The sequence below is a fragment of the Pseudomonas sp. EA_35y_Pfl2_R111 genome, from assembly GCF_963970955.1.
Classification (GTDB): domain Bacteria; phylum Pseudomonadota; class Gammaproteobacteria; order Pseudomonadales; family Pseudomonadaceae; genus Aquipseudomonas.
Window position 1 is genome coordinate 213,390 of sequence record NZ_CAXAOM010000003.1, and the last position, 23,492, is coordinate 236,881.

23 protein-coding genes, 1 tRNA gene and 1 other RNA gene are annotated in these 23,492 nt (G+C 61.5%); 6 read left to right on the forward strand and 19 right to left on the reverse strand.

What is annotated here, in order from left to right; translation table 11 throughout:
• Window positions 1–30 precede the first annotated feature (30 nt).
• The 4 genes from AACY25_RS13945 to AACY25_RS13960 all read right to left on the reverse strand — a co-directional run bounded on the left by AACY25_RS13945 (window position 31) and on the right by AACY25_RS13960 (window position 1,409).
• Window positions 31–627 carry a 5-formyltetrahydrofolate cyclo-ligase gene (locus tag AACY25_RS13945; protein WP_339411583.1) on the reverse strand — a complete coding sequence of 199 codons (597 nt, stop codon included), beginning with the start codon at window positions 625–627 and terminating at the stop codon, window positions 31–33.
• A gap of 49 nt (window positions 628–676) precedes the next feature.
• A non-coding RNA gene (ssrS, locus tag AACY25_RS13950) (6S RNA) lies at window positions 677–855 on the reverse strand.
• A 33-nt stretch (window positions 856–888) separates the two neighbouring features.
• Window positions 889–1,203, reverse strand: coding sequence for a cell division protein ZapA (locus tag AACY25_RS13955; protein WP_090254691.1), 315 nt, complete (start codon window positions 1,201–1,203; stop codon window positions 889–891).
• A complete protein-coding gene (locus tag AACY25_RS13960) occupies window positions 1,203–1,409 on the reverse strand; it encodes a TIGR02449 family protein (RefSeq protein WP_090254694.1) in 207 nt (68 codons plus the stop codon). Before AACY25_RS13960 ends, AACY25_RS13955 begins: the two co-directional genes overlap by 1 nt.
• A gap of 277 nt (window positions 1,410–1,686) precedes the next feature.
• Between AACY25_RS13960 and AACY25_RS13965 the strand changes: the two genes are divergently transcribed.
• The 5 genes from AACY25_RS13965 (at window position 1,687) to AACY25_RS13985 (ending at window position 6,794) form a co-directional block, all read left to right on the forward strand.
• On the forward strand, window positions 1,687–2,241 hold the full coding sequence (locus AACY25_RS13965; protein WP_339525296.1) for a YecA/YgfB family protein: 555 nt from the start codon (window positions 1,687–1,689) through the stop codon (window positions 2,239–2,241).
• A 49-nt stretch (window positions 2,242–2,290) separates the two neighbouring features.
• Entirely contained in the window at window positions 2,291–3,625 is a 1,335-nt protein-coding gene (pepP, locus tag AACY25_RS13970) for a Xaa-Pro aminopeptidase (protein WP_339525298.1), read from the forward strand.
• A gap of 3 nt (window positions 3,626–3,628) precedes the next feature.
• On the forward strand, window positions 3,629–4,816 hold the full coding sequence (gene ubiH / locus AACY25_RS13975; RefSeq protein WP_339525300.1) for a 2-octaprenyl-6-methoxyphenyl hydroxylase: 1,188 nt from the start codon (window positions 3,629–3,631) through the stop codon (window positions 4,814–4,816).
• Window positions 4,817–4,819: 3 nt separating this feature from the next.
• Entirely contained in the window at window positions 4,820–5,302 is a 483-nt protein-coding gene (locus AACY25_RS13980; protein ID WP_339525301.1) for a DUF4442 domain-containing protein, read from the forward strand.
• Between the two features lie 274 nt (window positions 5,303–5,576).
• Complete coding sequence (locus AACY25_RS13985; protein WP_339525302.1) at window positions 5,577–6,794, forward strand: 2-octaprenyl-3-methyl-6-methoxy-1,4-benzoquinol hydroxylase; 1,218 nt, start codon at window positions 5,577–5,579, stop codon at window positions 6,792–6,794.
• A gap of 185 nt (window positions 6,795–6,979) precedes the next feature.
• Here the strand turns inward: AACY25_RS13985 and dctM are convergent, their stop codons facing one another.
• The 5 genes from dctM to AACY25_RS14010 all read right to left on the reverse strand — a co-directional run bounded on the left by dctM (window position 6,980) and on the right by AACY25_RS14010 (window position 13,508).
• A complete protein-coding gene (dctM, locus tag AACY25_RS13990; RefSeq protein WP_339525303.1) occupies window positions 6,980–8,263 on the reverse strand; it encodes a C4-dicarboxylate TRAP transporter large permease protein DctM in 1,284 nt (427 codons plus the stop codon).
• Entirely contained in the window at window positions 8,260–8,892 is a 633-nt protein-coding gene (locus tag AACY25_RS13995) for a TRAP transporter small permease (protein WP_339411596.1), read from the reverse strand. The genes dctM and AACY25_RS13995 overlap by 4 nt, the downstream gene beginning before the upstream one ends.
• A 125-nt stretch (window positions 8,893–9,017) precedes the next feature.
• Window positions 9,018–10,007: a C4-dicarboxylate TRAP substrate-binding protein DctP gene (gene dctP / locus AACY25_RS14000; protein ID WP_339525304.1), complete on the reverse strand. Its 990-nt coding sequence runs from the start codon at window positions 10,005–10,007 to the stop codon at window positions 9,018–9,020.
• A 295-nt stretch (window positions 10,008–10,302) separates the two neighbouring features.
• A complete protein-coding gene (locus AACY25_RS14005; RefSeq protein WP_339525306.1) occupies window positions 10,303–11,697 on the reverse strand; it encodes a sigma-54-dependent transcriptional regulator in 1,395 nt (464 codons plus the stop codon).
• Complete coding sequence (locus AACY25_RS14010) at window positions 11,694–13,508, reverse strand: sensor histidine kinase (protein WP_339525307.1); 1,815 nt, start codon at window positions 13,506–13,508, stop codon at window positions 11,694–11,696. Before AACY25_RS14010 ends, AACY25_RS14005 begins: the two co-directional genes overlap by 4 nt.
• Window positions 13,509–13,675: 167 nt before the next feature.
• Here AACY25_RS14010 and AACY25_RS14015 point away from each other — a divergent pair, with 167 nt between their 5' ends.
• Window positions 13,676–15,301: a methyl-accepting chemotaxis protein gene (locus AACY25_RS14015; RefSeq protein ID WP_339525309.1), complete on the forward strand. Its 1,626-nt coding sequence runs from the start codon at window positions 13,676–13,678 to the stop codon at window positions 15,299–15,301.
• Here the strand turns inward: AACY25_RS14015 and rfbD are convergent.
• The 10 genes from rfbD to AACY25_RS14065 all read right to left on the reverse strand — a co-directional run bounded on the left by rfbD (window position 15,298) and on the right by AACY25_RS14065 (window position 23,462).
• Window positions 15,298–16,161 (reverse strand): dTDP-4-dehydrorhamnose reductase, encoded by an 864-nt coding sequence (gene rfbD, locus AACY25_RS14020; RefSeq protein WP_339525311.1) that lies wholly within the window; start codon window positions 16,159–16,161, stop codon window positions 15,298–15,300. The two genes, AACY25_RS14015 and rfbD, sit on opposite strands and share 4 nt — an antisense overlap.
• Complete coding sequence (gene rfbC / locus AACY25_RS14025; RefSeq protein WP_339525313.1) at window positions 16,158–16,703, reverse strand: dTDP-4-dehydrorhamnose 3,5-epimerase; 546 nt, start codon at window positions 16,701–16,703, stop codon at window positions 16,158–16,160. Before rfbC ends, rfbD begins: the two co-directional genes overlap by 4 nt.
• A gap of 2 nt (window positions 16,704–16,705) precedes the next feature.
• A complete protein-coding gene (rfbA, locus tag AACY25_RS14030) occupies window positions 16,706–17,572 on the reverse strand; it encodes a glucose-1-phosphate thymidylyltransferase RfbA (RefSeq protein WP_339525315.1) in 867 nt (288 codons plus the stop codon).
• Entirely contained in the window at window positions 17,569–18,636 is a 1,068-nt protein-coding gene (gene rfbB / locus AACY25_RS14035) for a dTDP-glucose 4,6-dehydratase (protein ID WP_339525317.1), read from the reverse strand. The genes rfbA and rfbB overlap by 4 nt, the downstream gene beginning before the upstream one ends.
• A gap of 134 nt (window positions 18,637–18,770) precedes the next feature.
• A tRNA-Thr gene (locus tag AACY25_RS14040) sits at window positions 18,771–18,846 on the reverse strand.
• A gap of 293 nt (window positions 18,847–19,139) precedes the next feature.
• On the reverse strand, window positions 19,140–20,369 hold the full coding sequence (locus tag AACY25_RS14045) for a methyltransferase (protein WP_339525318.1): 1,230 nt from the start codon (window positions 20,367–20,369) through the stop codon (window positions 19,140–19,142).
• Window positions 20,370–20,404: 35 nt separating this feature from the next.
• A complete protein-coding gene (locus AACY25_RS14050; protein WP_339525320.1) occupies window positions 20,405–21,175 on the reverse strand; it encodes an ABC transporter permease in 771 nt (256 codons plus the stop codon).
• Window positions 21,172–21,867 (reverse strand): ABC transporter permease, encoded by a 696-nt coding sequence (locus AACY25_RS14055; protein WP_339525322.1) that lies wholly within the window; start codon window positions 21,865–21,867, stop codon window positions 21,172–21,174. The genes AACY25_RS14050 and AACY25_RS14055 overlap by 4 nt, the downstream gene beginning before the upstream one ends.
• 50 nt (window positions 21,868–21,917) lie before the next feature.
• Entirely contained in the window at window positions 21,918–22,670 is a 753-nt protein-coding gene (locus AACY25_RS14060; RefSeq protein WP_339411631.1) for an ABC transporter substrate-binding protein, read from the reverse strand.
• Between the two features lie 18 nt (window positions 22,671–22,688).
• Window positions 22,689–23,462 carry an ABC transporter ATP-binding protein gene (locus AACY25_RS14065; RefSeq protein WP_090378366.1) on the reverse strand — a complete coding sequence of 258 codons (774 nt, stop codon included), beginning with the start codon at window positions 23,460–23,462 and terminating at the stop codon, window positions 22,689–22,691.
• Window positions 23,463–23,492 lie beyond the last annotated feature (30 nt).

Sequence of the window (23,492 nt, forward strand, 5' to 3'; positions counted from 1 at the left end):
AGCGCGGTACAGCAGTTTAAACGGTCTGACTTAATACCAAGCCTTATCCGTCACGGTGCCTTGCATGGGCACGTCCCAGCTGGCCATGGCCAGGCGATCCACCTGCTGACACTCATGCGCCAAGCCCAGTAATGTCGGTTTGTGCCAATTTTTGCGCACTGCGCGATACGCCAGGCTGCGATCATAAAAGCCACCGCCCATCCCCAGGCGACCGCCGTGGCGGTCGAAGCCGACCAGCGGCAGCAATACCAAATCCAGTGCCCAGACCTTGCGTTGCCGCTTGCGGTTGCGCTGTGGTTCGTAAATGCCGAAGCGATTCTTTCGCAGCGGCTCGCCAGCGCGAACGCGTTGAAACACCATTTTGCTGCTCGGCCAGGGGCTGAGTACTGGCAAATAGGTCATCTTGCCCCGCAGCTGCGCAGCACGTAACAGCGGGCGTGGGTCGATCTCGCCATCATTGGGCAGGTACAAGGCAATCTGCCGTGCGCGACGAAACAGTGGGTGCTGCGCCAGCTGTTTATACAGGCCTTGGGCGGCTTGTCGCTGGGCATGGCTGCTGAGTGCGCGACGCTGTACGCGCAGGTGGCGGCGCAGTTGCGCGCGATTTAGTGCAGAGGTATCGAGCATGGGCTATTGCGATGGCGATCACCGCAGAGGGGCGATCGGCTGGAAAAAGTGACTCCCCGACGTGCCGCTGTCGGCTTAGCCCTTGAACCCGAAAGTTCAAGGTGGAGGTTGCAGGAGGCGTTAAGGCTTTCCGTCGGGCGGACATGCACACCGGCCTCAACATGCAACCCCCGGGTTTGTGCGTATCGGCTCAGGGACATCACCAACTGGCGCACACTCCAGGGAGCGGGGGCCAGTATACCCGAAAGCGTCGGCACGCAATCAGCTGCCTTGCTCATCGGCGTCTCGAGCCAGAGCGCTGTCGACCCGGTTAAGCAGGCTACGCACCTGATCGCGGTTGGCGCCGGCCTGTTGATCAAGGTGTTGCTGTTTGTGTAATAGGTCGTGGGTAATGTTGAGTGCAGCCATTACCGCGACGCGGTCGGCACCGATTACTTTGCCGCTTGAGCGGATCTCCCGCATTTTGCCATCCAGGTAGCGCGCGGCGCTTTCCAGATTGCTGCGTTCATCGCTCGGACAGGCGATGCAATATTCTTTGTCCAGAATCTGGACGGTCAAGGTGTTCGACTGGGTCATTAATCCTGCTCCAGGGCTTTGAGGCGCGAAATCATGGATTCGACCTTATGCCGGGCCATTTCGTTCTTTTCGATTAGATGGGCACGTTCTTCGCGCCAGGCCTTTTCGCTCGTCAGAAGCTGTCGGTTTTGCGCCTTGAGCTGTTCGACACGCTGGATCAGCAAGTCCAGCTTGGTCGTAAGAGCCTGCAGGTCGACGTCTTCCATGGTTCTCTACTCGTACTAGGTGAGTGGGCTGGCAGGTGAAAAATAGCGTCTTTGCGGCGTCTTCGACAGTACTGGGCGGAGCGCGGCGCTGGTTTGTCAGTGTGGGGCAGATTGCCATGCCAGAGGTTGATGCATTTCACCCGTGGAATACGGCGCGGCAATTTCGTGGCGGTTTGGCGGGCTCCGCCGAGCCGCCTGCATAGTCTTGGCACGCCTGCCGGTGCTAGGATACAAGGCCTCCATTCTAGTGATCGCGCAGCTTTGCGCCTAGTTATCTATGCCAACTTCAAATTCGCCGTATTCCGCTTTTGCCGCCTTGCTTGCCAGCAGCGGCCACACTGTTTCCCCCGCCGAGTTGCATGGCCTGCTGCTTGGCCGTAGCTGCGCCGGCGCGGGCTTTGAAATCGACTCCTGGCTGGTGGATGCCGCCGAGCTGCTTGGCGCTGCGCCGGAAGACAACGTGCGTCAGGCGCTGATCGGCCTGCAGGAAATGGTCAAGGGCGAACTGACTAGCAACGACGTCACCGTGGTACTGCTGGTGCCCAGCGACGATGCGCCGCTTAGCGAGCGTGCCGTGGCTCTGGGACAATGGTGCCAGGGCTTCCTCGGCGGTTTCGGTCTGACTGCCCGTGACAGCGCCCTGAGCGCCGAAGCCATGGAAGTGTTGCAGGACCTCTCGGCGATTTCCCAGGTGCAGAACGCCCTGGATGAGTCCGAGGACGGTGAGAGCGATTACATGGAAGTGATGGAGTATCTGCGCGTGGCGCCGCTGCTGCTGTTTAGCGAGTGCGCCAAGCCTGCGGCCGCCGCGGCGAAGCCCTCTCTGCATTGATTTGCATGTCAGCTGTTTTCAGGTAACCAGAAGTGGACTCAATCTGCCCATGATCAGCATCCCCAAGTCGGAATACGCCCGTCGGCGCAAGGCGCTGATGGCGCAGATGGAACCTAACAGCATCGCGATTCTGCCGGCAGCGCCGGTGTATATCCGCAACCGCGATGTCGAGCATATCTACCGTCAGGACAGCGACTTCCAGTACCTCTCCGGCTTTCCTGAGCCGGAGGCGGTGATTGCGCTGATTCCCGGGCGTGAGCATGGCGAGTATGTACTGTTCTGCCGCGAGCGCGATCCGTTGCGTGAGCTGTGGGACGGCCTGCGTGCCGGGCAGGATGGTGCGATCAGCCAGTACGGCGCGGATGACGCGTTCCCGATTGGTGATATCGACGACATCCTGCCGGGACTGATCGAAGGCCGTGATCGGGTCTATTCCTCCATGGGCACCAATCATGAGTTCGACCGCCAACTGATGGAGTGGATCAACGTGATCCGTTCCAAGGCCCGTCAGGGGGCCACGCCGCCCAACGAATTCGTCACTCTCGAACACCTGCTGCACGACTTGCGCCTGTACAAGTCGGCGGCCGAAGTCAAAGTCATGAAGGAAGCGGCGGATATCTCCTGCCGCGCCCACGTACGCGCCATGCAGGCCAGCCGCGCCGGGTTGTTCGAATACCACCTGGAAGCCGAGCTGGATTACGAGTTCCGCAAGGGCGGGGCGAAGATGCCGGCCTATGGCTCCATCGTCGCGGCGGGCAAGAACGCCTGCATTCTGCATTACCGCGAGAACGACGCGCAGTTGAAAGACGGCGATCTGGTGCTGATCGACGCCGGTTGTGAAATCGACTGCTACGCCAGCGATATCACCCGTACCTTCCCGGTCAGCGGCAAATTCTCCCCCGAGCAGAAAGCCATCTACGAGCTGGTGTTGGCTTCTCAGGAAGCCGCGTTCAAGGAAATCGGCCCAGGTAAGCACTGGAACCAGGCCCACGAAGCCACGGTGCAAGTAATCACTGCCGGGCTGGTGGACCTCGGCCTGTTGCAGGGCGATGTCGCCGAGCTGATCGCCACTGAGGCCTACAAACCCTTCTATATGCACCGCGCCGGCCATTGGCTGGGCATGGATGTGCACGATGTCGGCGAGTACAAGGTCGGCGGCGAATGGCGTGAGCTGGAAGTCGGTATGGCCATGACCGTTGAGCCGGGCATCTATATCGCCGTGGACAATCAGGACGTGGCGAAGAAGTGGCGCGGCATTGGCGTGCGCATCGAGGACGACGTGGTGGTGACCAAGACTGGCTGCGAGATTCTTACCAACGGTGTACCAAAAACCGTTGCCGAGATCGAAGCGCTGATGGCCGCCGCACGCAGTGTGGCGGCCTAGAGCATGCCGCGGGTGGATATCGCGATTATCGGCGGTGGTCTGGTTGGCGCCAGCCTGGCTGTTGCCCTACAAACCGAAGCCAAGCTGCGTGGCTGGAGTATTTGTCTGATCGAGCCGTTCACCCCTGGCAACGGTTATCAGCCGAGCTATGACGCACGTTCCACTGCGCTGTCATTCGGCTCGCAGCAGATCTATCAGCGTCTCGGCCTGTGGCAGCAGATCAGCCAGCGCGCCGAGCCGATCAAGCAGATTCATGTCTCCGACCGTGGCCGCTTTGCCGCCGCGCGCCTGAGCGCCGAGGAAGAAGGCGTGCCGGCGCTGGGCTATGTGGTGGAAAACGCCTGGCTCGGCGAATGCCTGTGGCAGGCGCTGGATCAGCAGGTGGTGAGCTGGCGCAGCCCGGCGCAGGTTACCCGCATGCAGGCGTTGGCTGATGGTTACCGCCTGACTTTGGACGATGGCAGCGAGCTTGAGTGCAACCTGGCGATTCTCGCCGAGGGCGGTCGCTCCGGTTTGCGTGAGCAGCTGGGCATTGCCGTCAGCAACACGCCTTACGGGCAGAGCGCACTGATCGCCAACGTCAGCCCGCAGGAACCGCATAACGGCCTGGCCTTTGAGCGCTTTACCGAAGAGGGGCCGATGGCCCTGTTGCCGTTGGCGGATAATCGCTGTGCACTGGTCTGGACCCGCGCCACCCTGGAAGCCGAGCGGCTGTCAGGGTTAGACGATGTGGCCTTTCTCGCTGAGCTGCAGCAGGCCTTCGGTTATCGCCTGGGCAACTTGCGTCAGGTCGGCACGCGGCACCTTTACCCGCTGGCCCTGAGCGCTGCCAAGGAGCAGGTGCGCCAGCATCTGGTGGTGCTCGGCAACGCCGCGCACAGCCTGCATCCGATTGCCGGACAGGGCTACAACCTGTCGCTGCGCGACACCCTGGTTCTGGCCGAAACCCTACTGACAAGCTCCGCGCCTTTGGGCGATCTGGCCACTCTGCAGCGTTATCTGAGCAGCCAGCAGGTGGACCAGCAACTGACCGTCGGTTTCTCCGACCAGGTCACCCGCCTGTTCAGTACCGGCCAGCCGCTGCTGGCGGCCGGGCGCAATCTCGGTTTGCTCGGCCTCGATCTATTACCTCCGGCGAAACGCTGGTTTGCCCGCCAGGCCATGGGCCTCGGCACCCGCTCGGAGCCCTGAGCCATGCCGGTTAACAAACTGGCGCGCAAGGCGCGGCTGCTGCGCTGGGCGATGAATCTATATCCGCCCTATCTGGGCGCCGGCGTGCGGGTGCGGCAGATCAGCGCGGACTTCCGTCAGGTGCAGGTGAAGATGGGCCTGGGCTGGTATAACCGCAACTATGTCGGTACCCAGTTCGGCGGCAGTCTGTATTCGATGACCGACCCATTTTTCATGTTGATGATCATGGAAAACCTCGGGCGTGACTTTATCGTCTGGGACAAGGCCGCGCGCATCGACTTTATCGCGCCTGGCAAAGGCCCGGTGTACGCAGACTTCAGCATCGACGAACAACTGCTCGACGATATTCGCCAGCACACCGCAGACGGTGACAAGTACCTGCCCGAGCTGCATGTAGAAGTGCGCGATGGCAGCGGCAGCCTGGTGGCGCGGGTGCATAAAACTCTCTACGTGCGGCTTAAGCCGCGCGTTCGGCAGGTAGCCTGAGAACCTGTTCAAAGTCTGCTGCGCGTCGGCCCTGCGGCGTTTAAAACAGGCTGGAGCGCCAGCCCGGTCGGAAGCCGCTTGCGGCTAACGCGCTTCAGCGCGGCCCCGAAGGGGCGAGTGAAACGAGTAATGCTCATGTACAACAGTACACTCGCGTGCGAGCCCAGTCCGCTTCCTCGCCGTATTGACCAGCCGGAGGCTGTTACTAACGTAGCGCCTTGCATGGCTCTAGCTCGCGAGCCTTTGAACAGGCTCTAAGTAAGAAGGAAATACAATGCAAGCGGATCTGATCATAGTAGGCGCAGGCATGGTGGGCAGCGCCCTGGCGCTGGCCCTGCAGGATCAGGGGCTGGAAATTCTGCTGGTCGATGGCGGCCCGCTGAGCGTCAAACCTTTTGATCCCCAGGGTGCCTTCGAGCCGCGGGTCAGCGCGCTGTCGGTGGCCAGCCAGCGCATCCTCGACCGTCTCGGTGTGTGGGATGGCATCGTCGCGCGGCGCGCCTGCCCCTATGCCGAGATGCAGGTGTGGGATGGCTCCGGCACCGGACAGATCCATTTCAGCGCAGCCAGTGTGCATGCCGAATCGCTCGGTCATATCGTCGAAAACCGTGTGGTGCAGGATGCCCTGCTTGAGCGTCTGCACGACAGCCCGATTGGTCTGTTGCCGGGTGCTCGCCTCGAGCAGCTGCGCCGCTCCGGTGATGGCTGGTTGCTCAGTTTGAGTGATGGCCGCGAACTGCGTGCGCCGCTGCTGATTGCCGCTGACGGCGCCAACTCGGCGGTGCGTCGCCTGGCCGGCTGCGCCACCCGTGAATGGGATTACCTGCACCACGCCATCGTCACCAGCGTGCGCTGCAGCAAGCCGCACCAGTCGACCGCCTGGCAGCGCTTTACTGATGACGGCCCGCTGGCCTTTCTGCCGCTGGCAGGCCCGGCGGGCGAGCACTGGTGTTCGATTGTCTGGTCGGTTACGCCAACTGAAGCCGAGCGATTGATGGCGCTGGATGATGCCGGTTTCCGTCGGGCGCTGGGTTTTGCCTTCGAGCATCGCCTGGGCGATATCCTCCAGGCCGATCCGCGGGTCTGCATTCCGCTGCGCCAACGCCACGCCAAGCGTTATGTCGAAGACGGTCTGGCACTGATAGGCGATGCCGCGCATAGCATTCACCCGCTGGCCGGGCAGGGCGTCAACCTGGGCTTTCTCGATGTCGCGGTGCTGGCCGAGGTGCTGTTGCATGCCGCGCAGCGTGGCGAACGTTTGGGTGATGTGAAGGTGCTCAGCCGTTACGAGCGTCGGCGCATGCCGCATAACCTGGCGATGATGGCGGCGATGGAAGGTTTCGAGCGGCTGTTCCAGGCCGATCCTCTGCCCGTGCGCTGGCTGCGCAACAGTGGCCTCAACTGGGTGGACGACCTGCCGGAAGCCAAGGCGCTGTTTGTGCGCCAGGCGCTGGGATTGTCCGGTGATTTGCCGGAATTGGCGCGGGTTTAACTATCTAACTCAGTGACGTGCGTTACGCCGATGGCGGGTTACGCCGCGTTTCGTGGCGTACCTAGACGCTGCTGCATGCGACTAACCTGCGCGGCCCGACCCACCCTACAAAAGCGACAGGCAAAAAAAAGCCCGGCACTATGGCCGGGCTGAAAGTGTGTAGGGAAGTACACACGGAGTTGCTGTCAGGTCATACCCAGCCAGTTCGGCAATGCCATGGAGACGGCAGGCACATAGGTGATGATCATCAGGAAGCTGAGCAGCAGCATCAGCCACGGCCAGGCGGCTTTGATCACCGATGTCAGCGGCATGCCGGTCACTGCCGAAGTGACGAATAGGTTCAGCCCCACGGGTGGTGTGATCAGTCCGATTTCCATGTTCACCACCATGATGATGCCTAGGTGGATCGGATCGATGCCCAGCTGTACCGCAATCGGGAACAGGATCGGCGCCAGAATCAGGATAATTGCTGACGGCTCCATAAAGGCGCCCGCCACCAACAACACGATGTTCACCACCAGCAGGAACTGCCATGGCTGCAGACCCATCTCGATCACCCAGGCGGTGATGGTCTGCGGGATCTGCTCGGTGGTCAGCACGTGGGCGAAGAGCATGGCGTTGGCGATGATGAACATCAGCATGATGGTCAGCTTGCCAGACTCCAGCAGCACCTTCGGGCACTCGCGGATGGTCATGTCCTTGTACACGAACAGCGCCACGAAGCCGGCGTAGACCGCCGCCACAGCAGCTGCTTCGGTCGGCGTGAACATGCCGGAGTAGATGCCGCCGAGGATGATCACCATCAACAGCAGGCCCCAGATCGCCTTGCGTGCAGTGCTCAGCAGCTGACGCAGGCTGGCGCGTGGCATGGCCGGCAGGTTCATCTTCCGCGCGACGATATAGATCGCCACCATCAATGCCACGCCCAGCAGCAGGCCTGGTATGACACCGGCCATAAACAGCTTGCCCACCGATTGCTCGGTCGCGGCGGCATACACCACCATGACGATCGACGGTGGAATCAGGATGCCCAGGGTGCCGGCGTTACACACGATGCCGGCGCCGAACGCCTGCGGATAACCGGAGCGCACCATACCGGCGATGGCAATCGAGCCCACTGCCGCGACAGTGGCCGGGCTTGAGCCAGACAGCGCCGCGAACAGCATGCACGCCATCACCGCCGAGATCGCCAGGCCGCCACGGATGTGGCCGACGCAGGCGTTGGCGAAATCGATCAGGCGCTGGGCCACGCCGCCGGTGGTCATAAACGCACCGGACAGCAAGAAGAACGGAATCGCCAGCAGGGTGTAATGCTCGGAGGTTTCAAACAGCTTGATCGCCAGCGAACGCACCGAGTCCGGGCTGAACAGCATGATAGTCACCGAGCCGGCCAGACCCAGGGATGCGGCAATCGGCACGCCGATAAACATCAGCAGAAACAGCAGCAGGAAGAGGAACAGAATGGTCATTGCTTGTGCTCCTCATGCTCGGTCAACTTCATCGCTTCGGCCGCTTCATCGGCCAGGCCGAGACCGGTCTGCTGGTTACGCAGGATGCGCACGAAAATTTCAAAAAAACGGATAAAAACCATGGCATAGCCGAATGGCACGATCAGGGTGATATGCCATTGCATGATGCCGTAGTGACCGAGGTCTTCAGCACCGATGCCCGCGGTGAACAGGGTTTTCACCCAGTCGAAGCTGGCCACGGTGATCAGCCCGGCGTAGCCCAGGCAGGCCAGGCAGGCGATCAGGCCGATAACCCGCTGCACGGGTTTGCTGGCCAGTTTTACCAACGCATCAACGCCGATATGCCCGGCGGTGCGCACACCGTAGGCCAGGCCGAAGAAAATCAACCAGGCGAATAACGCCTTGGTCAGGGCAATGCTCCAGGTCATCGACTGGGCCATGCCGAGAATGCTGTCGCCAATGGCGAAGAAAAACTCACTGCTGCCTTCCCAGCGATCCGCCAGGTTGTAGAACAGTGTGTAGAGGTTGTTGAGGATCACGTAGACGAAGGTCACCAGCGTCATGGCGGCCAGCAGGAACGCGATAAAGCCTTCCTCGAAGTGGTCCCAGACGCGCCGCAAGGCGTTCATCGATAGAGTCTCCAGTGGTTAAGGGCGGCGTACCCAGGCAGCCGTGAGGGTTGCCTGGGTATTCGGCCAATCGCGCAGCAGCAAGGCTGCGCTGTGGTTTGGCGCAGGCGTTAGCCTGCTCCGCCTTACTGGTTGGCTGCGTCGGCAGCCTTGATCAGGTCAGCACCGATTTCCGCTTCGAACTTGCCCCACACCGGCTTCATGGCATCGCGCCATGCATTACGCTGCTCAGGGGTCAGGGTAATGATTTCGGTGGTTTTCGCGTCGAGGATGCGCTGCTTGTCGCCATCGTTCAGCGCACCTGCCTGCTTGTTCACTTCGGCGGTCACTTCCACAATGATCTTGTCCAGCTCGCTGCGTACGTCATCCGGCAGGCTGTTCCAGAACTTGGTGTTGGTGATCAGCATGTAGTCCAGTACACCGTGGTTGGATTCGGTGATGAACTTCTGCACTTCATGCATCTTCTGGCTGTAGATGTTCGAGTAGGGGTTCTCGGCACCGTTTACCACGCCAGTCTGCAGGCCCTGGTAAACCTCGGCGAAGCTCATTTTGCGCGGGTTGGCTTTAACGGCCTTGAACTGCTCTTCCAGTACGGCAGAAGCCTGTACGCGGAATTTCAGGCCACGGGCATCTTTCGGCTCACGCAGCGCCTTGTTGGCGGACAGCTGTTTGAGGCCGTTGTGCCAGTAACCCAGGCCGGTGATGTTTTTCTCTTCCATGGATTTCAGCAGTGCCTGACCTTCCGGGCTCTGCTGGAAGCGGTCGACGGCTGCCATGTCCTTGAACAGGAACGGCAGGTCGAATACCTGGATCTGCTTGGTGTACTGCTCGAATTTAGCCAGCGATGGGGCGATCAGCTGCACGTCACCGAGCAACAGCGCTTCCATTTCCTTGCCGTCACCGAACAGCGAGGAGTTCGGGTAAACCTCGACCTTGACCTTGTCGCCCAGACGCTCTTCGGCGAGCTTCTTGAACAGCGCGGCGCCCTGGCCTTTAGGGGTGTGGTCGGCGACCACATGGGAGAACTTGATCACGATCGGGTCGGCCGCTTGGGCCATGCCGGCGATGCTCAGCGACAGGGCGCATGCGAGCGCCTTGGCAGTCAGTTTGAACATGGAGTCTTTCCTCTTGTTTTTGTATAGCGTGATGCGCCGTAGCGCTACAAGTCGGGCGAACAGGCTCAAGTCTAGGCGGCCTGTCAGAAAATGACGGGCGTTTGGCCGCGATTGCCTAGAGCTGTGCGTCTGTGAGTCGCCTACAAGAGGCTAGAGCAACCGTCATGCCAGGCGCTGAAGTGGCCGCTGCGAACGTTGTGAAATGCAGCAGCGACAAGGCCTGTCGGGTTGTTGCAGAAGATTTCGCGCGGGGCTGGGCATGCCGGTTACGTGGCTTTTGGCGGAAATCCGCCGGCTAGTCGAGGCTGTCTGGCGAGCTTCCGCCAGCGTCGGCGAAGCTCAGGCCGTGTTTGCGCAGCTTGTCGTGCAGGGTTTTGCGCGGCACCCCTAAGGCTTCGGCCAGGCTGCGCAATGAGCTGTGCGAGCGGCTCAGTTCGGCACTGATCAGGCTGCGTTCGAAGGCTTCAACCTGGGCATTCAAGCCGCCACTGTTAGCGTCTTCATCGGGTATGGGCGCAGCGGCCTGGGTTTGCAGGTCGAGGTCCAGCTCCAGACCCAGGGCGAAGCGTTCGGCAGCGTTTTGCAGTTCACGCACATTGCCCGGCCAGGGGTGACGCAGCAGTGCCGCGCGTTGGCCCGGCTGCAGGCTGCGTTCGGCCAGGCCGTGGCGGCTGCTGGCGGCTTCGGCAAAGTGCTGGAACAGCAGCAGAGCATCTTCGCCGCGCTCACGCAGTGCCGGGATGCGTAGCGGTGCAACGTTCAGGCGGTAATACAGATCGGCGCGGAAGCGGCCCTGATCGGCGGCTTGGCGCAGGTCTTCCTTGGTCGCTGCGATCACCCGGATATCCAGGGGAATCAGCTGGTTGCCGCCGAGGCGTTCGACCACCCGCTCCTGCAGCAGGCGCAGCAGTTTGACCTGGACTTCCAGGCTCATGCTTTCGATTTCATCGAGGAACAGCGTGCCGCCATTGGCGAATTCGAACTTGCCGATGCGGCGCTTCTGCGCGCCGGTAAAGGCGCCCTGCTCATGGCCGAACAGCTCACTCTCAACCACCGATTCGGCCAGGGCGCCAGCGTTGATCGCCACAAACGGCCCGGCGCGGCGGTTTGACAGGTCGTGCAGGGCGCGCGCCACCACTTCCTTGCCAGCACCAGTTTCGCCGAGGATCAGCACGTCGCTGTTGATCCCGGCCAGTGCGCCGATTTGCTCGCGTAGGCGCAGCATGGCGGGCGATTGGCCGACCAAGCGTGCCGACAGGGTGTGGCGATCAGCCAGAGCCATACGCAGGCTGCGGTTATCCAGCACCAGGCGGCGCAACGCCAGGGCGCGGCGCACGCTGTCGAGCAGGTCGTCGCTGGCGAAGGGTTTCTCTAAAAAGTCGTAGGCACCGATGCGCATGGCTTGCACGGCCAGCGGTACATCACCGTGGCCGGTAATCAGCAGCACCGGCAGTTCCGGGTCCTGTTCCTGCAGTTGTTGCAGCAGTTGCAGGCCATCGATGCCGGGCATGCGGATATCGCTGACCACCACCCCCGGCCAGTCGCGCTCGATGCGCGCGGCAACGCCATGGGCATCGGCAAGGCTGCTGACTTTGAGCCCGGCCAGGTCGAGGGTCTGGCTCAGTGCCTGGCGCAGGTGCGGGTCATCGTCGATCAGCAGCACCTGGGTGCGGGAGTCGATCATGCTCATACAACAAAGTCCTCTGGCGACTGGGTTTTGATGCCTTGATCCGCAGCGCGCAGACGCAGGGTCAGCTGGGCGCCGCCGTTGGGGTGGTTGGCCAGCAACAGTTCGCCGTCCAGGGCGCGCATCAGGGTATCGCAAATGGCCAGGCCGAGGCCGAGGCCCTGAGCGCTGGTCTTGGTGGTGAAAAAAGGTTCGCGGGCGCGTTGCAGCGCTTCCGGGCTAAAGCCGGGGCCATTGTCACGCAGGTGTAGATCGACGCCCTCGGCGTTGAGTTCGGCACTTAACCAAAGGCGGCGCGGCTGCGGCACTTCGCTCAACGCATCGAGGGAGTTGGCCAGCAGATTGCCGAGTACTTGGCGTAGGCGGGTTTCCCCGGCTTGCACCCACAGGGTGGCGTTCGGCAAATCGCGAATCAGTTCGACCTGCATGGCCTGGCGGCGCTTGGCCAGCAGGGCCAGTGCGTCGTCAATGGCTGGCTGCAGGGCCACGCTTTCCGGGGCGTGGCGGTCGCGTCGGGCGAAGGCGCGTAGGTGGGCGATGATCGAGGCCATGCGCTCGGTGAGCTGGCTGATCAGCTTGAGGTTGGCGCGGGCATCGTCGCCGCGCTGGTGATCGAGCAGCACTCCGGCGTTGTCGGCGTAGCTGCGAATGGCCGCCAGCGGCTGATTGAGTTCATGGCTGATGCTCGCGCTCATGGTGCCCAGGGCCGAGAGTTTGCTGGCTTGCACCAGTTCATCCTGGGCCTGAACCAGCTCCTGCTGGGCCTGCTCGCGCTCCAGTACTTCCTGTTTTAGCCGGCTGTTGAGCCGCTCCAGATCGAGGGTGCGCTCCAGCACGCGCTGCTCCAGCTGCTGACGGGCCTGACTGTCGAGGGCGATGCGCTCGAGGTAGTGGCGGCGGCGCTGCATTAGCAGGCCGAGCAGTAGCATCAGCAACAGCAGCATGCCGCCGCCGGCCACCAGGGCGGTGCGTACGGGGCGGTCGAGCAGGCTGCGCGGGGCGAGAATACTGACGGTCCAGCCGGTTTCCTTGAGTTCGCGGTCTTGGCGAATCCAGTTCTGCGCATCCAGTTTGATCGGCGGTGGCGCCTGGGTCGGGTAGGGCAGGTTGGCGGCAATTGCGGCGCGTTCGGCGGCGTCCAGCGGGCGGCTGGCGGTAAAGCGCCACTGGCTGTTGGAGGTGAGGATCACCACGCCATTGGCATCGGTAACCAGCAGCTGTTCCGGGGTGTTGCCCCAGAGGGTTTCGGTGTGGTCGAGGTCAACCTTGACCACCAGCGCGCCGAGGCTGCGCTCGCCATCGCGTACGGCTGCGGCAAAGTAGTAACCGCGCTTGCCCGAGGTGGTGCCGAGGCCGAAGAAGCGCCCAGGGCGGCCGGCGATCGCTTCGCGGAAGTACGGACGGAAGGCGAAGTTGCGATCGACGAAGGAGTCGGCCTGCGCCCAGTTGGAGGCCGCGAGGGTCTTGCCGTTGGGGTCCATCAGGTAGATCACGTCAGCCCCGGTCTGCCCGCGCACCTGATCAAGCAGGCGGTTGGCGTTCTCCAGTAAAGGCCCCTCGGTGGGGTTCTGCAGGGCCAGGCGCAGGGCCGGAAGGTCGCCAAGAATCGGCGGCAGGACCTCATAGCGGCGCAACGTACCGAGCAGGTTGGCGACATAGAGATCAAGGGTCTGGCGGTTCTGCTCGACCAGCACGCCGCTGTAGTAACGTTCTGCCAGCTGTTGCAGCGGCCAGAGCAGGGGCATCAGCAGCAGAGCGAGGGCGGCCAGGCTGCGCCAACGCGGACGATGCGGGTGAGGATGGGCGGTGGGCATGCGCTTACTCGGGCAGGGTTATCAGTTCAGAGTGGCGGTTATGCAATAAGTGGGCAAGCTCGTCGATATGAGTCAATACTCAGATTGTTCGGCGTCTCCCTGGAGTAGTGATGCCGCCCCGGTTGCGCCCTGCATGGACGGCTGCGCTTTTGTCCCTGGAGAACTCCATGTTGGCTCAATTGACTGTAAGAGCGAGGCTGCTGCTGTTAGCGGTGGTGCCGCTGCTGGTGCTGATTGTGGTGATCGGTATGGCGTTGTCCAACGCCAGCAAGCTCAATGACAGCTTTGATGAATTGTTTACTGACCGCATGCGGCCGATCAGCCAGCTCAAGGTGGTGTCCGATGCCTACGCGGTGGCGATGGTCGATGCGCTGCATAAATACCGTGCCGGGGTATTCGATGAGTCCGCGTTGCGCAAGGCGTTCAGCGATGCCCGTAGCCGCGGTGACAAGGCCTGGGCCGAGTACATCGCCACCCGTCTGACCACAGACGAAAGCAACCGGGTCGAGCGTACTAAGCCGCATCTGCTGCGGGTGCAGCAATTGGCTGATCAGTACCTGGGGCAGCTAGGCAGTGGCCAGTTATTGGCAGCCGAGGCAGGCCCATTTAATCGCACCCTGTATGACACCTTCGATCCGCTGGGGGGTGAGCTGGAAGGCTTGATCAGCTTGCAACTGAGTGAGGGCGAGCGGCTTAACGTCCAGACGACGGCGCAGTACCAGTCGATCCGCAACACATTCGTGCTGATTGGCGCGGTGGCGCTGGTACTGGTGCTGGTGGCCGCGTTAATGATCAGCCTGTCGATCATTCGTCCGCTGGCAGGGCTGCGCAGCCTGATCAGTGAAGTGCAGGAGTCTTCCAATTTGACCCTGCGTGCCGACGCCAGCGGCCGCGATGAGGTGTCCGATACCGCACGGGCCTTCAATACCATGCTTGAGCACCAGCAGGCGTTGATACGCCATCTGACCGACACGGCCACCCAACTGGCGGCGGCATCCGAGGAAATGAGCGCAATCAGTGCTCAGGTCAGCCAGGCTGCCACCGCCCAGGGTGATCAGACCAGCATGGTTGCCACCGCCGTGCACCAGATGAGCGTGGCGGTGCAGGAAGTGGCGCGCAATGCGCAGTCCACCGCCAGTAATGCGGCGGACGCAAACAAGGAGGCGCGTCAGGGCAGCGAGCTGGTGCAGTCCAACCTCAAAGCGATCCAGGGCCTGTCGACGTCGGTGGAAAAGGCCGGCGAGGTCATTGATACCCTGCACAGCCAGAGTGATGAGATCAGTAAGGTGCTCGGGGTTATTCAAAGTATTGCCGAGCAAACCAACTTGTTGGCGCTGAACGCCGCCATCGAGGCAGCGCGCGCTGGGGAAGCGGGTCGCGGCTTTGCAGTGGTGGCCGATGAGGTGCGCAGCCTGGCCAGCAATACACAGAAAGCCACCGAGTCGATTCGCGGCATGATCGATGCCCTGCAAGGCGGTGCGCGCAGTGCGGTAAGCGCCATGCAGCTATCGCGCGAGCAGGCGCAGAACAGCGTCAGCCATGCCCGTGAGGCCGGTGAAGTGCTTAATCATATTGCCCATGCCATCGAGGGTATCGCCGATGGCAATGTGCAGATTTCTGCCGCCACCGAGGAGCAGACGGCAGTAGCCAATGAGATCAGCCAGAACATCAGCAGCCTCAACGACAGCATTGGCGAGGTGGTCAATGGTGCTGAACAGAGCTCGATTGCCAGTCGCGACCTGGCGCAACTGGCCACCGGTTTGCAGCAGCAGATTCAGCGTTTCCGGGCTTAGCTGCGCAGGCACTGCTCCAGCGCGGCTTGCCAATCCGGCAGCTGAACTTGCCAGTCCTGCTGCAGGCGGCTGCAATCCAGGCGCGAATTAAGCGGGCGCTGCGCCGGGGTTGGGTAGGCGCTGCTGGGGATGGGTTGCAGCGTTGCCACGTTTTTGCCCTGGCTGCGCAGGTACGCGGCAATCGCGCCGGCGAAACCGCACCAGCTGGTTTCGCCCTGCGCGGTCAGGTGATACACGCCCCATGGGCCGTCCTGGCCTCTTCGCCATTGCTCAATCAGTTGCGCCGTGGCCTGCGCAATAGTGCTGGCCCAAGTCGGCGCGCCGATCTGGTCGTCCACCACTGAAAGGTTTTCGCGTTCCTGCAGCAGACGTTGCATGGTCAGCAGAAAATTCTTGCCGTGCTGCGAATAGACCCAGCTGGTGCGCAGAATCAGGTGCATGCCGCCCACGGCCTGAATCGCCTGCTCGCCCGCCCGCTTGCTACGTCCATAGACGCTCAGCGGGTTGGTGCTATCGCTTTCGCGGTAAGGCTCGACCTGGCTGCCATCGAACACGTAATCGGTGGAGTAGTGGATCAGTGGTGCGCCCATTTCAGCGGCGACTTCAGCGAGAATGCCGGGCGCGGTGGCGTTGATCGCAAAAGCCAGCTCCGGCTCGCTCTCGGCCTGATCGACTGCAGTGTGCGCGGCGGCGTTGATGATCAGCTCGGGGCGCAGACGCTGAACCTGCTGGCGAATCAGCTCGGGTTGAGCCAGATCCAGCTGATCGCGGCCCAGTACCGTCAATTCACCTGTGCCGCGCAGAGCTCGCTGCAGTTCCTGGCTGACCTGGCCGTGTTGGCCTAGCAGGAGAATCTTCATGGAAAAACCTGGGCATCAGCGAAGCTGAGGCCGGCCTGGTCTTTGGCTGATAGCTGCGGTGCGCCATCCAACGGCCAGTCGATGGCCAGCGTCGAGTCATCCCAGCGGATGCAGCGCTCATGCTCTGGTGCGTAGTAGTCAGTGGTTTTGTAGAGAAACTCGGCGAACTCGCTGAGTACTACAAAACCATGGGCAAAGCCTTCCGGTATCCACAGTTGCCGCTTGTTCTCGGCGGACAGGTGCACGCCGACCCAGCGGCCGACGGTAGGCGAACTGCGACGCAGATCCACAGCTACGTCATAGACTTCGCCGGCGGTGACCCGTACCAGTTTGCCCTGCGCTTGCTGCACCTGGTAATGCAGGCCGCGCAACACGCCGCGTTGCGAGCGCGAATGGTTGTCCTGAACAAACTCACGCTGCAGGCCGGTGGCCTCGGCGAAGCTGCGGGCATTGAAGCTCTCGAAGAAAAAACCGCGCTGATCGCCGAACACTTTGGGTTCGAGGATGATCACGCCGGGCAGGTCGGTGCTAACAGCCTGCATGCTCACTCCTCGGCCAGCTTGAACAAGTACTGGCCATAGCCGATTTTGCCGAAGGCCGCGGCTTGTGCCAGCAGTTGCTGACGATCGATCCAGCCTTGCTGGTAGGCGATTTCTTCCAGGCAGGCGACTTTCAGGCCCTGGCGGTGCTCGATGGTCTGCACGTATTGCGAGGCTTCCAGCAGGCTGTCGTGGGTGCCGGTATCGAGCCAGGCAAAGCCACGACCAAAGCGTTCGACGCGCAAGTCGCCGCGCTGCAGGTAGGCGTTGTTTACGTCGGTGATTTCCAGCTCGCCGCGTGGCGATGGCTTGACTGCCTTGGCGATCTCGATCACGTCGTTGTCGTAGAAATACAGACCGGTTACAGCGTAGCTGGACTTTGGCACGGCGGGCTTCTCCTCGATGGAGATGGCCTTGCCCTGCTCATCAAACTCGATAACGCCATAGCGTTGCGGATCACTGACCCAATAGCCGAAGACAGTGGCACCAGAGGGCTGGGCTGCGACGCGCAGCAGTTGTTCGGTGAAGTGCTGGCCGTGAAAGATATTGTCACCGAGGATCAGGCACACCGAGTCCCTGCCGATAAACGCTTCGCCCAGAATAAAGGCCTGGGCCAGGCCGTCTGGCGAGGGCTGTTCGATGTACTCGAAACGCACACCAAACTGGCTACCATCGCCGAGCATCTTGCGAAAGTTCGGCAGGTCCTGCGGGGTCGAGATGATCAGAATCTCGCGCACGCCAGCCAGCATCAGTACCGAGATCGGGTAGTAGATCATCGGCTTGTCATAGATCGGCAACAGCTGCTTGGATACACCCAGGGTGATGGGGTGTAAGCGGCTGCCGGAACCGCCGGCGAGAATGATGCCTTTCATCGTGCCGCTCCTTGAAGTGCGCCGAGGCGTTCGCGTTGGTAGCTGCCATCCTGCACGCGGCGGCACCAGTGGAGGTTATCCAGATACCATTGCACGGTTTTGCGCAGGCCGCTGGCGAAAGTCTCGGTAGGTGTCCAGCCCAGTTCGCGTTCGATCTTGCTGGCATCAATGGCATAACGCAGGTCATGGCCGGGGCGGTCGCTGACGAAGCTGATCTGCTCTTTATATGAGCCGCTTTGGCGCGGGGCCAATTCGTCCAATAACGCGCAGATGCTTTCGACTACATGCAGGTTCTTCTGTTCGTTGTGCCCGCCGATATTGTAGGTTTCACCGACCTTGCCTTCCGTCACCACCTTTGACAGCGCGCGGGCATGGTCTTCGACGTACAGCCAGTCACGTATCTGCTGGCCATTGCCGTAGACCGGTAGCGGCTTGCCATCTAGGGCATTGAGGATCACCAGTGGAATCAGCTTTTCTGGGAAGTGATAGGGGCCGTAATTGTTCGAGCAGTTGCTGATCAGCACCGGCAAGCCATAGGTGCGTTGCCAGGCGCGCACCAGGTGATCCGAAGCGGCCTTGCTCGCCGAGTAGGGTGAGCTGGGTGCATAGGGCGTGGTCTCGGTGAACAGATCGTCTACGCCGTGCAGGTCGCCATACACCTCATCGGTGGAAATATGGTGAAAGCGAAACGCTGCCTTGCGCGCGGGATCAAGCTGCGACCAGTAACTGCGAGTGGCTTCGAGCAACGCATAAGTGCCAACAATATTTGTCTGGATAAATGCCGCCGGCCCATCGATGGAGCGGTCGACATGCGATTCGGCGGCCAGGTGCATGATCGCATCCGGCTGAAACTCGGTCAGTGCCTGGCTGACGGTCGCACTATCGGCAATATCGGCGTGCACAAAGCTATAGCTGGGGTGGTCCGCAACACTGGCCAGCGACTCGAGATTGCCGGCGTAGGTCAGCTTATCGAGGTTGAGTACTTGGTGTTCGGTATTATTCAGCAGATGACGAATCAGCGCCGAACCGATAAAGCCGGCACCGCCGGTGATAAGGATATGCACGGGCCTACACCTTCTTCGGTCAGGTGATCGGTGAACATTGCAGGGCAGTGTTGCAAGTGGAGTCTGGGCGGGCAAGCCATCGCACTTTTAAAATGCATAAAAAAACCCCGCATCGCTGCGGGGCTTTCTTTATATGGTGCCGGCACCAGGAATCGAACCCGGGACCTACTGATTACAAGTCAGTTGCTCTACCAGCTGAGCTATACCGGCCATTGAGGGTCGCCATTATATCCATTCGTTTGGCTGAGTAAAGCCGTCTGAGCATAGTTCTGTGCAGGCATTGTTATCAGCAGCAAAAGGCTTATGCACATATGCAGGGCATTTGGCACGAGCGTGCGCGGACATTGTGCGCTGGTTCGCGGTATGAGCTAAGTACATGTTTTTACAAGAGATATATCAAGGTCAAAAAATGCGCAGAGTGACGATATGCAGCTGGGGCGGGCGTTTGCGTGATTTGCTCAGATTCTGTCAACAGAGTTATCCACAGATATGGTGGGCAACTGCTACCGGCGCTCGGCCAGCAGCAGCAGGTTGCGCGGGCTCTGTTGGCGGCTGCAAAACGTGCCAAGGCGCACGTTGTAGCCTTGTTCTTGCAGGAACAGCGCGCGGTCGAGCAGTAGCCAGAGTTCCAGTGGCCGGCGGAACAGGTTGCGCAGCAGTTCCAGATTGCGTACCTCGGCCAGGCGTTGCCAGCCTTGTTGCTCCAGTTGTTGCCAATCCTGGGGCGCGGGTGTGGGCAGTTGTTTGAGTGTCGCGAGGTCTTTGCAGTAGTCGGCAAAGGGCTTGTCCAGCCAGGCCGCTGGCAGGGATGGGGTAGGGAGGTATTCATCGCTGCCGCGCAACTGGCGTTGCAGCAGGTCAAAGGCCAGGCGACGTGCCATGGATTGGTCGCGCTGGCGGCGTACCCGCGCGCCGGCGGTGACGGTTTCGCTTAGGGGTACGCCGAGATCGTCGATGGACAGTCGCAGTGTTGATGCCTGGGCGCTTGCTGACAGCGGCTGATAGGTAGCTGTGCTAATGCGGTTGTAGCAGCAGGGCGCGACGGCCATTTGTTGGCAGCCGACCTGGCTGGCCAGTTGCAGCAAGCGTGTATGCAGCTCGCCGCAGGCATGCAGCGCCACGGGTGTGTGCTGTGGCTGCAGTTGCGCCCCAGCGTTGTCAGCCAGCACGTCCTGCTCGATATGCTGTGCGGCGATGCCGAGTTTATGGCTGAGTTGTTGACCGCTGCTGACCAGCTGGGGGTCGTATTCCAGGCAGGTCAGGCTGCCGCCGCCATGTGCGAGCATGCGGCCGAGGTGGCCTTTGCCGGCGCACCAGTCCAGCCAGTGCTGCGGTGTATGGCTAAAGCTCAGGCTGCGGGCGAAGGCGTCGATCTGCTGCCACTTGCGGCCCGGCACATCTGCGCTAAAGCGCGCAGGCAATACCGTCGCGGGTAGCTGTGGCAGTTCACCGATCTGGCTTAGCGTGTAAGCCTGAGCGGCCAGTTGCGGGAAGGGTGCTGGCGCTTGCAGCAGATGTGGCTGGTTATGCGCTGCTTCGGCATGCTCCAGGCTTTGTGCTCGGAGCCAGGCTGCCAGCTGTGGGTGGTTGGCTTCCCAGGGCAATGCCGGGTAATGCACAAAGGGCCGTGGTCGCCACAGCGCCTGGTGTTCGGTGAGAAAACTGTCGAGCGCGTTGAAGCGCTGCAACAGGGCAGTGTCTTGCAGGATTGGGGCGGGAGTGGTGGTTGGCATGATGGCAGTGCCTGAGGGGGCGAGCCCTCAGGCAATCAGCGGCCCTGGCAGGCGTCGACGCGCAGCCAGCGTTCCAACAGCTTGAAGCCGCGCACCAGCAGGAAGGCGATCAGCAGGTAGAACATCCCAGCGGCAAAGAAGATCTCCACCGGCAGGTAGGTGCGGGCGATGATGGTGCGGGCCATGCCGGTCAGCTCCAGCAGAGTCACGGTGCTGGCCAGGGCACTGGCCTTGAGCATCAGGATCACTTCGTTGCTGTAGGCCGGCAAACCAATCCGCGCCGCGCGTGGCAGGACGATATAGAACATGGTCTTGGCCCGCGACATTCCCAGTGCGCGCGCGGCTTCGATCTCGCCCGGCGGCACGGCTTGAATCGCGCCACGTAAAATCTCGGCGATATAGGCGGCGGTGTGCATGGTCATGGTCAGCACCGCGCACCAGTACGGGGAGCGCAGATAGGGCCAAAGCGGGCCTTCGCGCACTGCATCGAACTGTGCCAGGCCGTAATAGACCAGGAACAACTGCACCAGCAGCGGCGTGCCACGGAAAAAGAAGATGTAGCCGTAGGGCAGGGCGCGCACATACCAGTGCCGCGAGGCGCGGGCGATACCCATCGGCAGTGCGAGAATCAGCCCGGCGAGAACCGCGATGGCCACCAGCTCCAGGGTCAGCAGGGCGCCTTCAGACAGGCGCGGCAGCCACTTGATGATCACGTCCCAGTTGAGGGCGGTAAGGCCGCCCCAGAGCGCATAGGCGATCAGCGCAACGGCAACTGACCAGGCAGCTATTTCAGAGATTTTTCTCATGATGCGCTCCTGACAAAGCCACGGCTGGAGCGTTTTTCAAGGAAGTGCATGCCAATCATCGCGAGGACGGTCAGGCCGAGGTAGATAAAGGCCGCCACCAGAAAAAAGGTGAAAGGCTCTTTGCTGGACGTTACGGCGATTTGCGAGCGGCGCATGATTTCTTCCAGGCCGATCACCGACACCAGTGCGGTGTCCTTCATCAGGATCATAAACAGGTTGCCCAGCCCGGGCAGGGCGATGCGCCACATCTGCGGCAGGATCAGTCGCCAGAAGATTCGTGGTTTGGACATGCCTAAGGCTTGGCCGGCTTCGCGGTGACCCTTGGGGATGGCCAGGATTGCGCCGCGAAACACCTCGGTGGCGTACGCGCCGAAGCAGATGCCGAGGGCAATGGTGCCGGCGGCGAAGGCGTTCAGCTCAAGGCTTTCGATGCCGAGCAGGTCCGCCAGGTTGCGCATCAGCTGCACGGTGCCGAAATAGATCAGCAACACCCAGAGCAGCTCGGGGATCCCGCGCACGATGGTCGAGTAAGTACCGCCAAGCCATTGCAGCGGCTTGTACGGGGAAGTCTTGGCGAGGGCGCCGAGCAAGCCGAGCACCAGACCTAGGCACAGCGCGCTGAGCGCCAGCTTGATGGTCATCAGGGTGCCAGCAGCCAGGGCCGGGCCGAATCCGTAGAGGTCGAAATTCATAGGGGCTCAGAAGCCTGCGCCGCCCGGGCGGGCGGCGCAGTGCCGGCAGCTTAGTAGATGCTGAACGGGAAGTACTTGTCGTTGATCTTCTTGTAGGTGCCGTCAGCGACGATCTCGGCCAGTGCGGCGTTCAGCTTCTCGCGCAGGGCATCGCCCTTGCGTACGGCGATACCGATCTTGTCGTTGTCGAATACCGGGTCGCCCTTGAATTCGAAGCTTTTGCCGGCGTCGCTCTTCAGCCATTCCCAGTTGACGAAGGTGTCAGCCAACACGCCATCAAGGCGGCCCGAGGCCAGGTCGAGGTAGGCATTTTCCTGGGTGTCGTACAGCTTGATATCAACCACGCCGTCCAGGTTGTCTTCCAGCCAGGTGCCGGCGATGGTGGCGCGCTGGGCACCGATCACTTTGCCTTTGAGGCTGGCTTTATCGGTCTTGAAATCGCCGCCTTTTGGCGCGATGAACTGCAGCTTGTTGGTGTAGTAGGGCTCGGTGAAATCAACTGCGGCCTTGCGCTCTTCAGTGATCGACATGGAGGCGATCAGGAAGTCGAATTTCTTCGCGTTCAGGGCTGGGATGATGCCGTCCCAGTCGGAGGTGACCACTTCGCACTCGGCTTTCATCTTGGCGCACAGGGCCTGACCGATTTCCACGTCAAAGCCGCCAACCTGGCCGCTGGCGTCAATCAGGTTGAACGGTGGGTAAGCGCCTTCGGTACCCAGTTTCAGCTTGTCCGCCGCGACGGCGCTGGTGCCGAAGGCCAGGGTGGCGACAGCGGCCAGCAGGATATTCTTGTAGTTCTGCATGCGTAGTTGCTCCGTGTTTTAGTGATTGCTGGACATGAATTGTTTGCAGCGCGCCGAGTTCGGGTTGTCGAATACCTGCTCCGGGGAGCCCTGCTCTTCAACCAGGCCCTGATGCAGGAATACCACCTCGCTGGACACCTGACGGGCAAAGCCCATCTCGTGGGTAACCAGCAACATGGTGCGGCCTTCCTCGGCGAGTGCGCGGATCACATTAAGCACTTCTTGTACCATCTCCGGGTCGAGGGCCGAAGTGGGCTCATCGAACAGGATGACTTTCGGCTGCATGGCCAGGGTGCGGGCAATCGCTGCGCGCTGTTGCTGGCCGCCGGAAAGCTGATTCGGATAAACGTGGCGCTTGTCGGCGATACCGACCTTGGCCAGCAGCGCCTCGGCCACTTCGATGGCCTCGGCCTTGCTCTGCCCCAACACGCGGCGCGGCGCCTCGATGATGTTGTCGAGCACGCTCATGTGTGGCCACAGATTGAAATTCTGGAAGACGAAGCCGATCTCGCTGCGCAGGCGATTGATCTGGCGGCTGTCGGCGGCGACCAGATCGCCATTCTTCGCGGCTTTGAGCTTGAGCTCTTCGCCCGAGAGGATGATCTGCCCTTTGTGCGGGTTTTCCAGCAGGTTGATACAGCGCAGAAAGGTCGACTTGCCGGAGCCGGAAGAGCCGAGGATGGAAATCACATCGCCGTCGCGAGCGGTGAGGGAGATGCCCTTGAGCACCTCAAGGTCGCCGTAGCGTTTATGCAGGTCGCGTATTTCCAGCGCGGGCGTGGCCTCGGCCATGGAGTGTCCTCTTATTCTTCGAATGCGCTC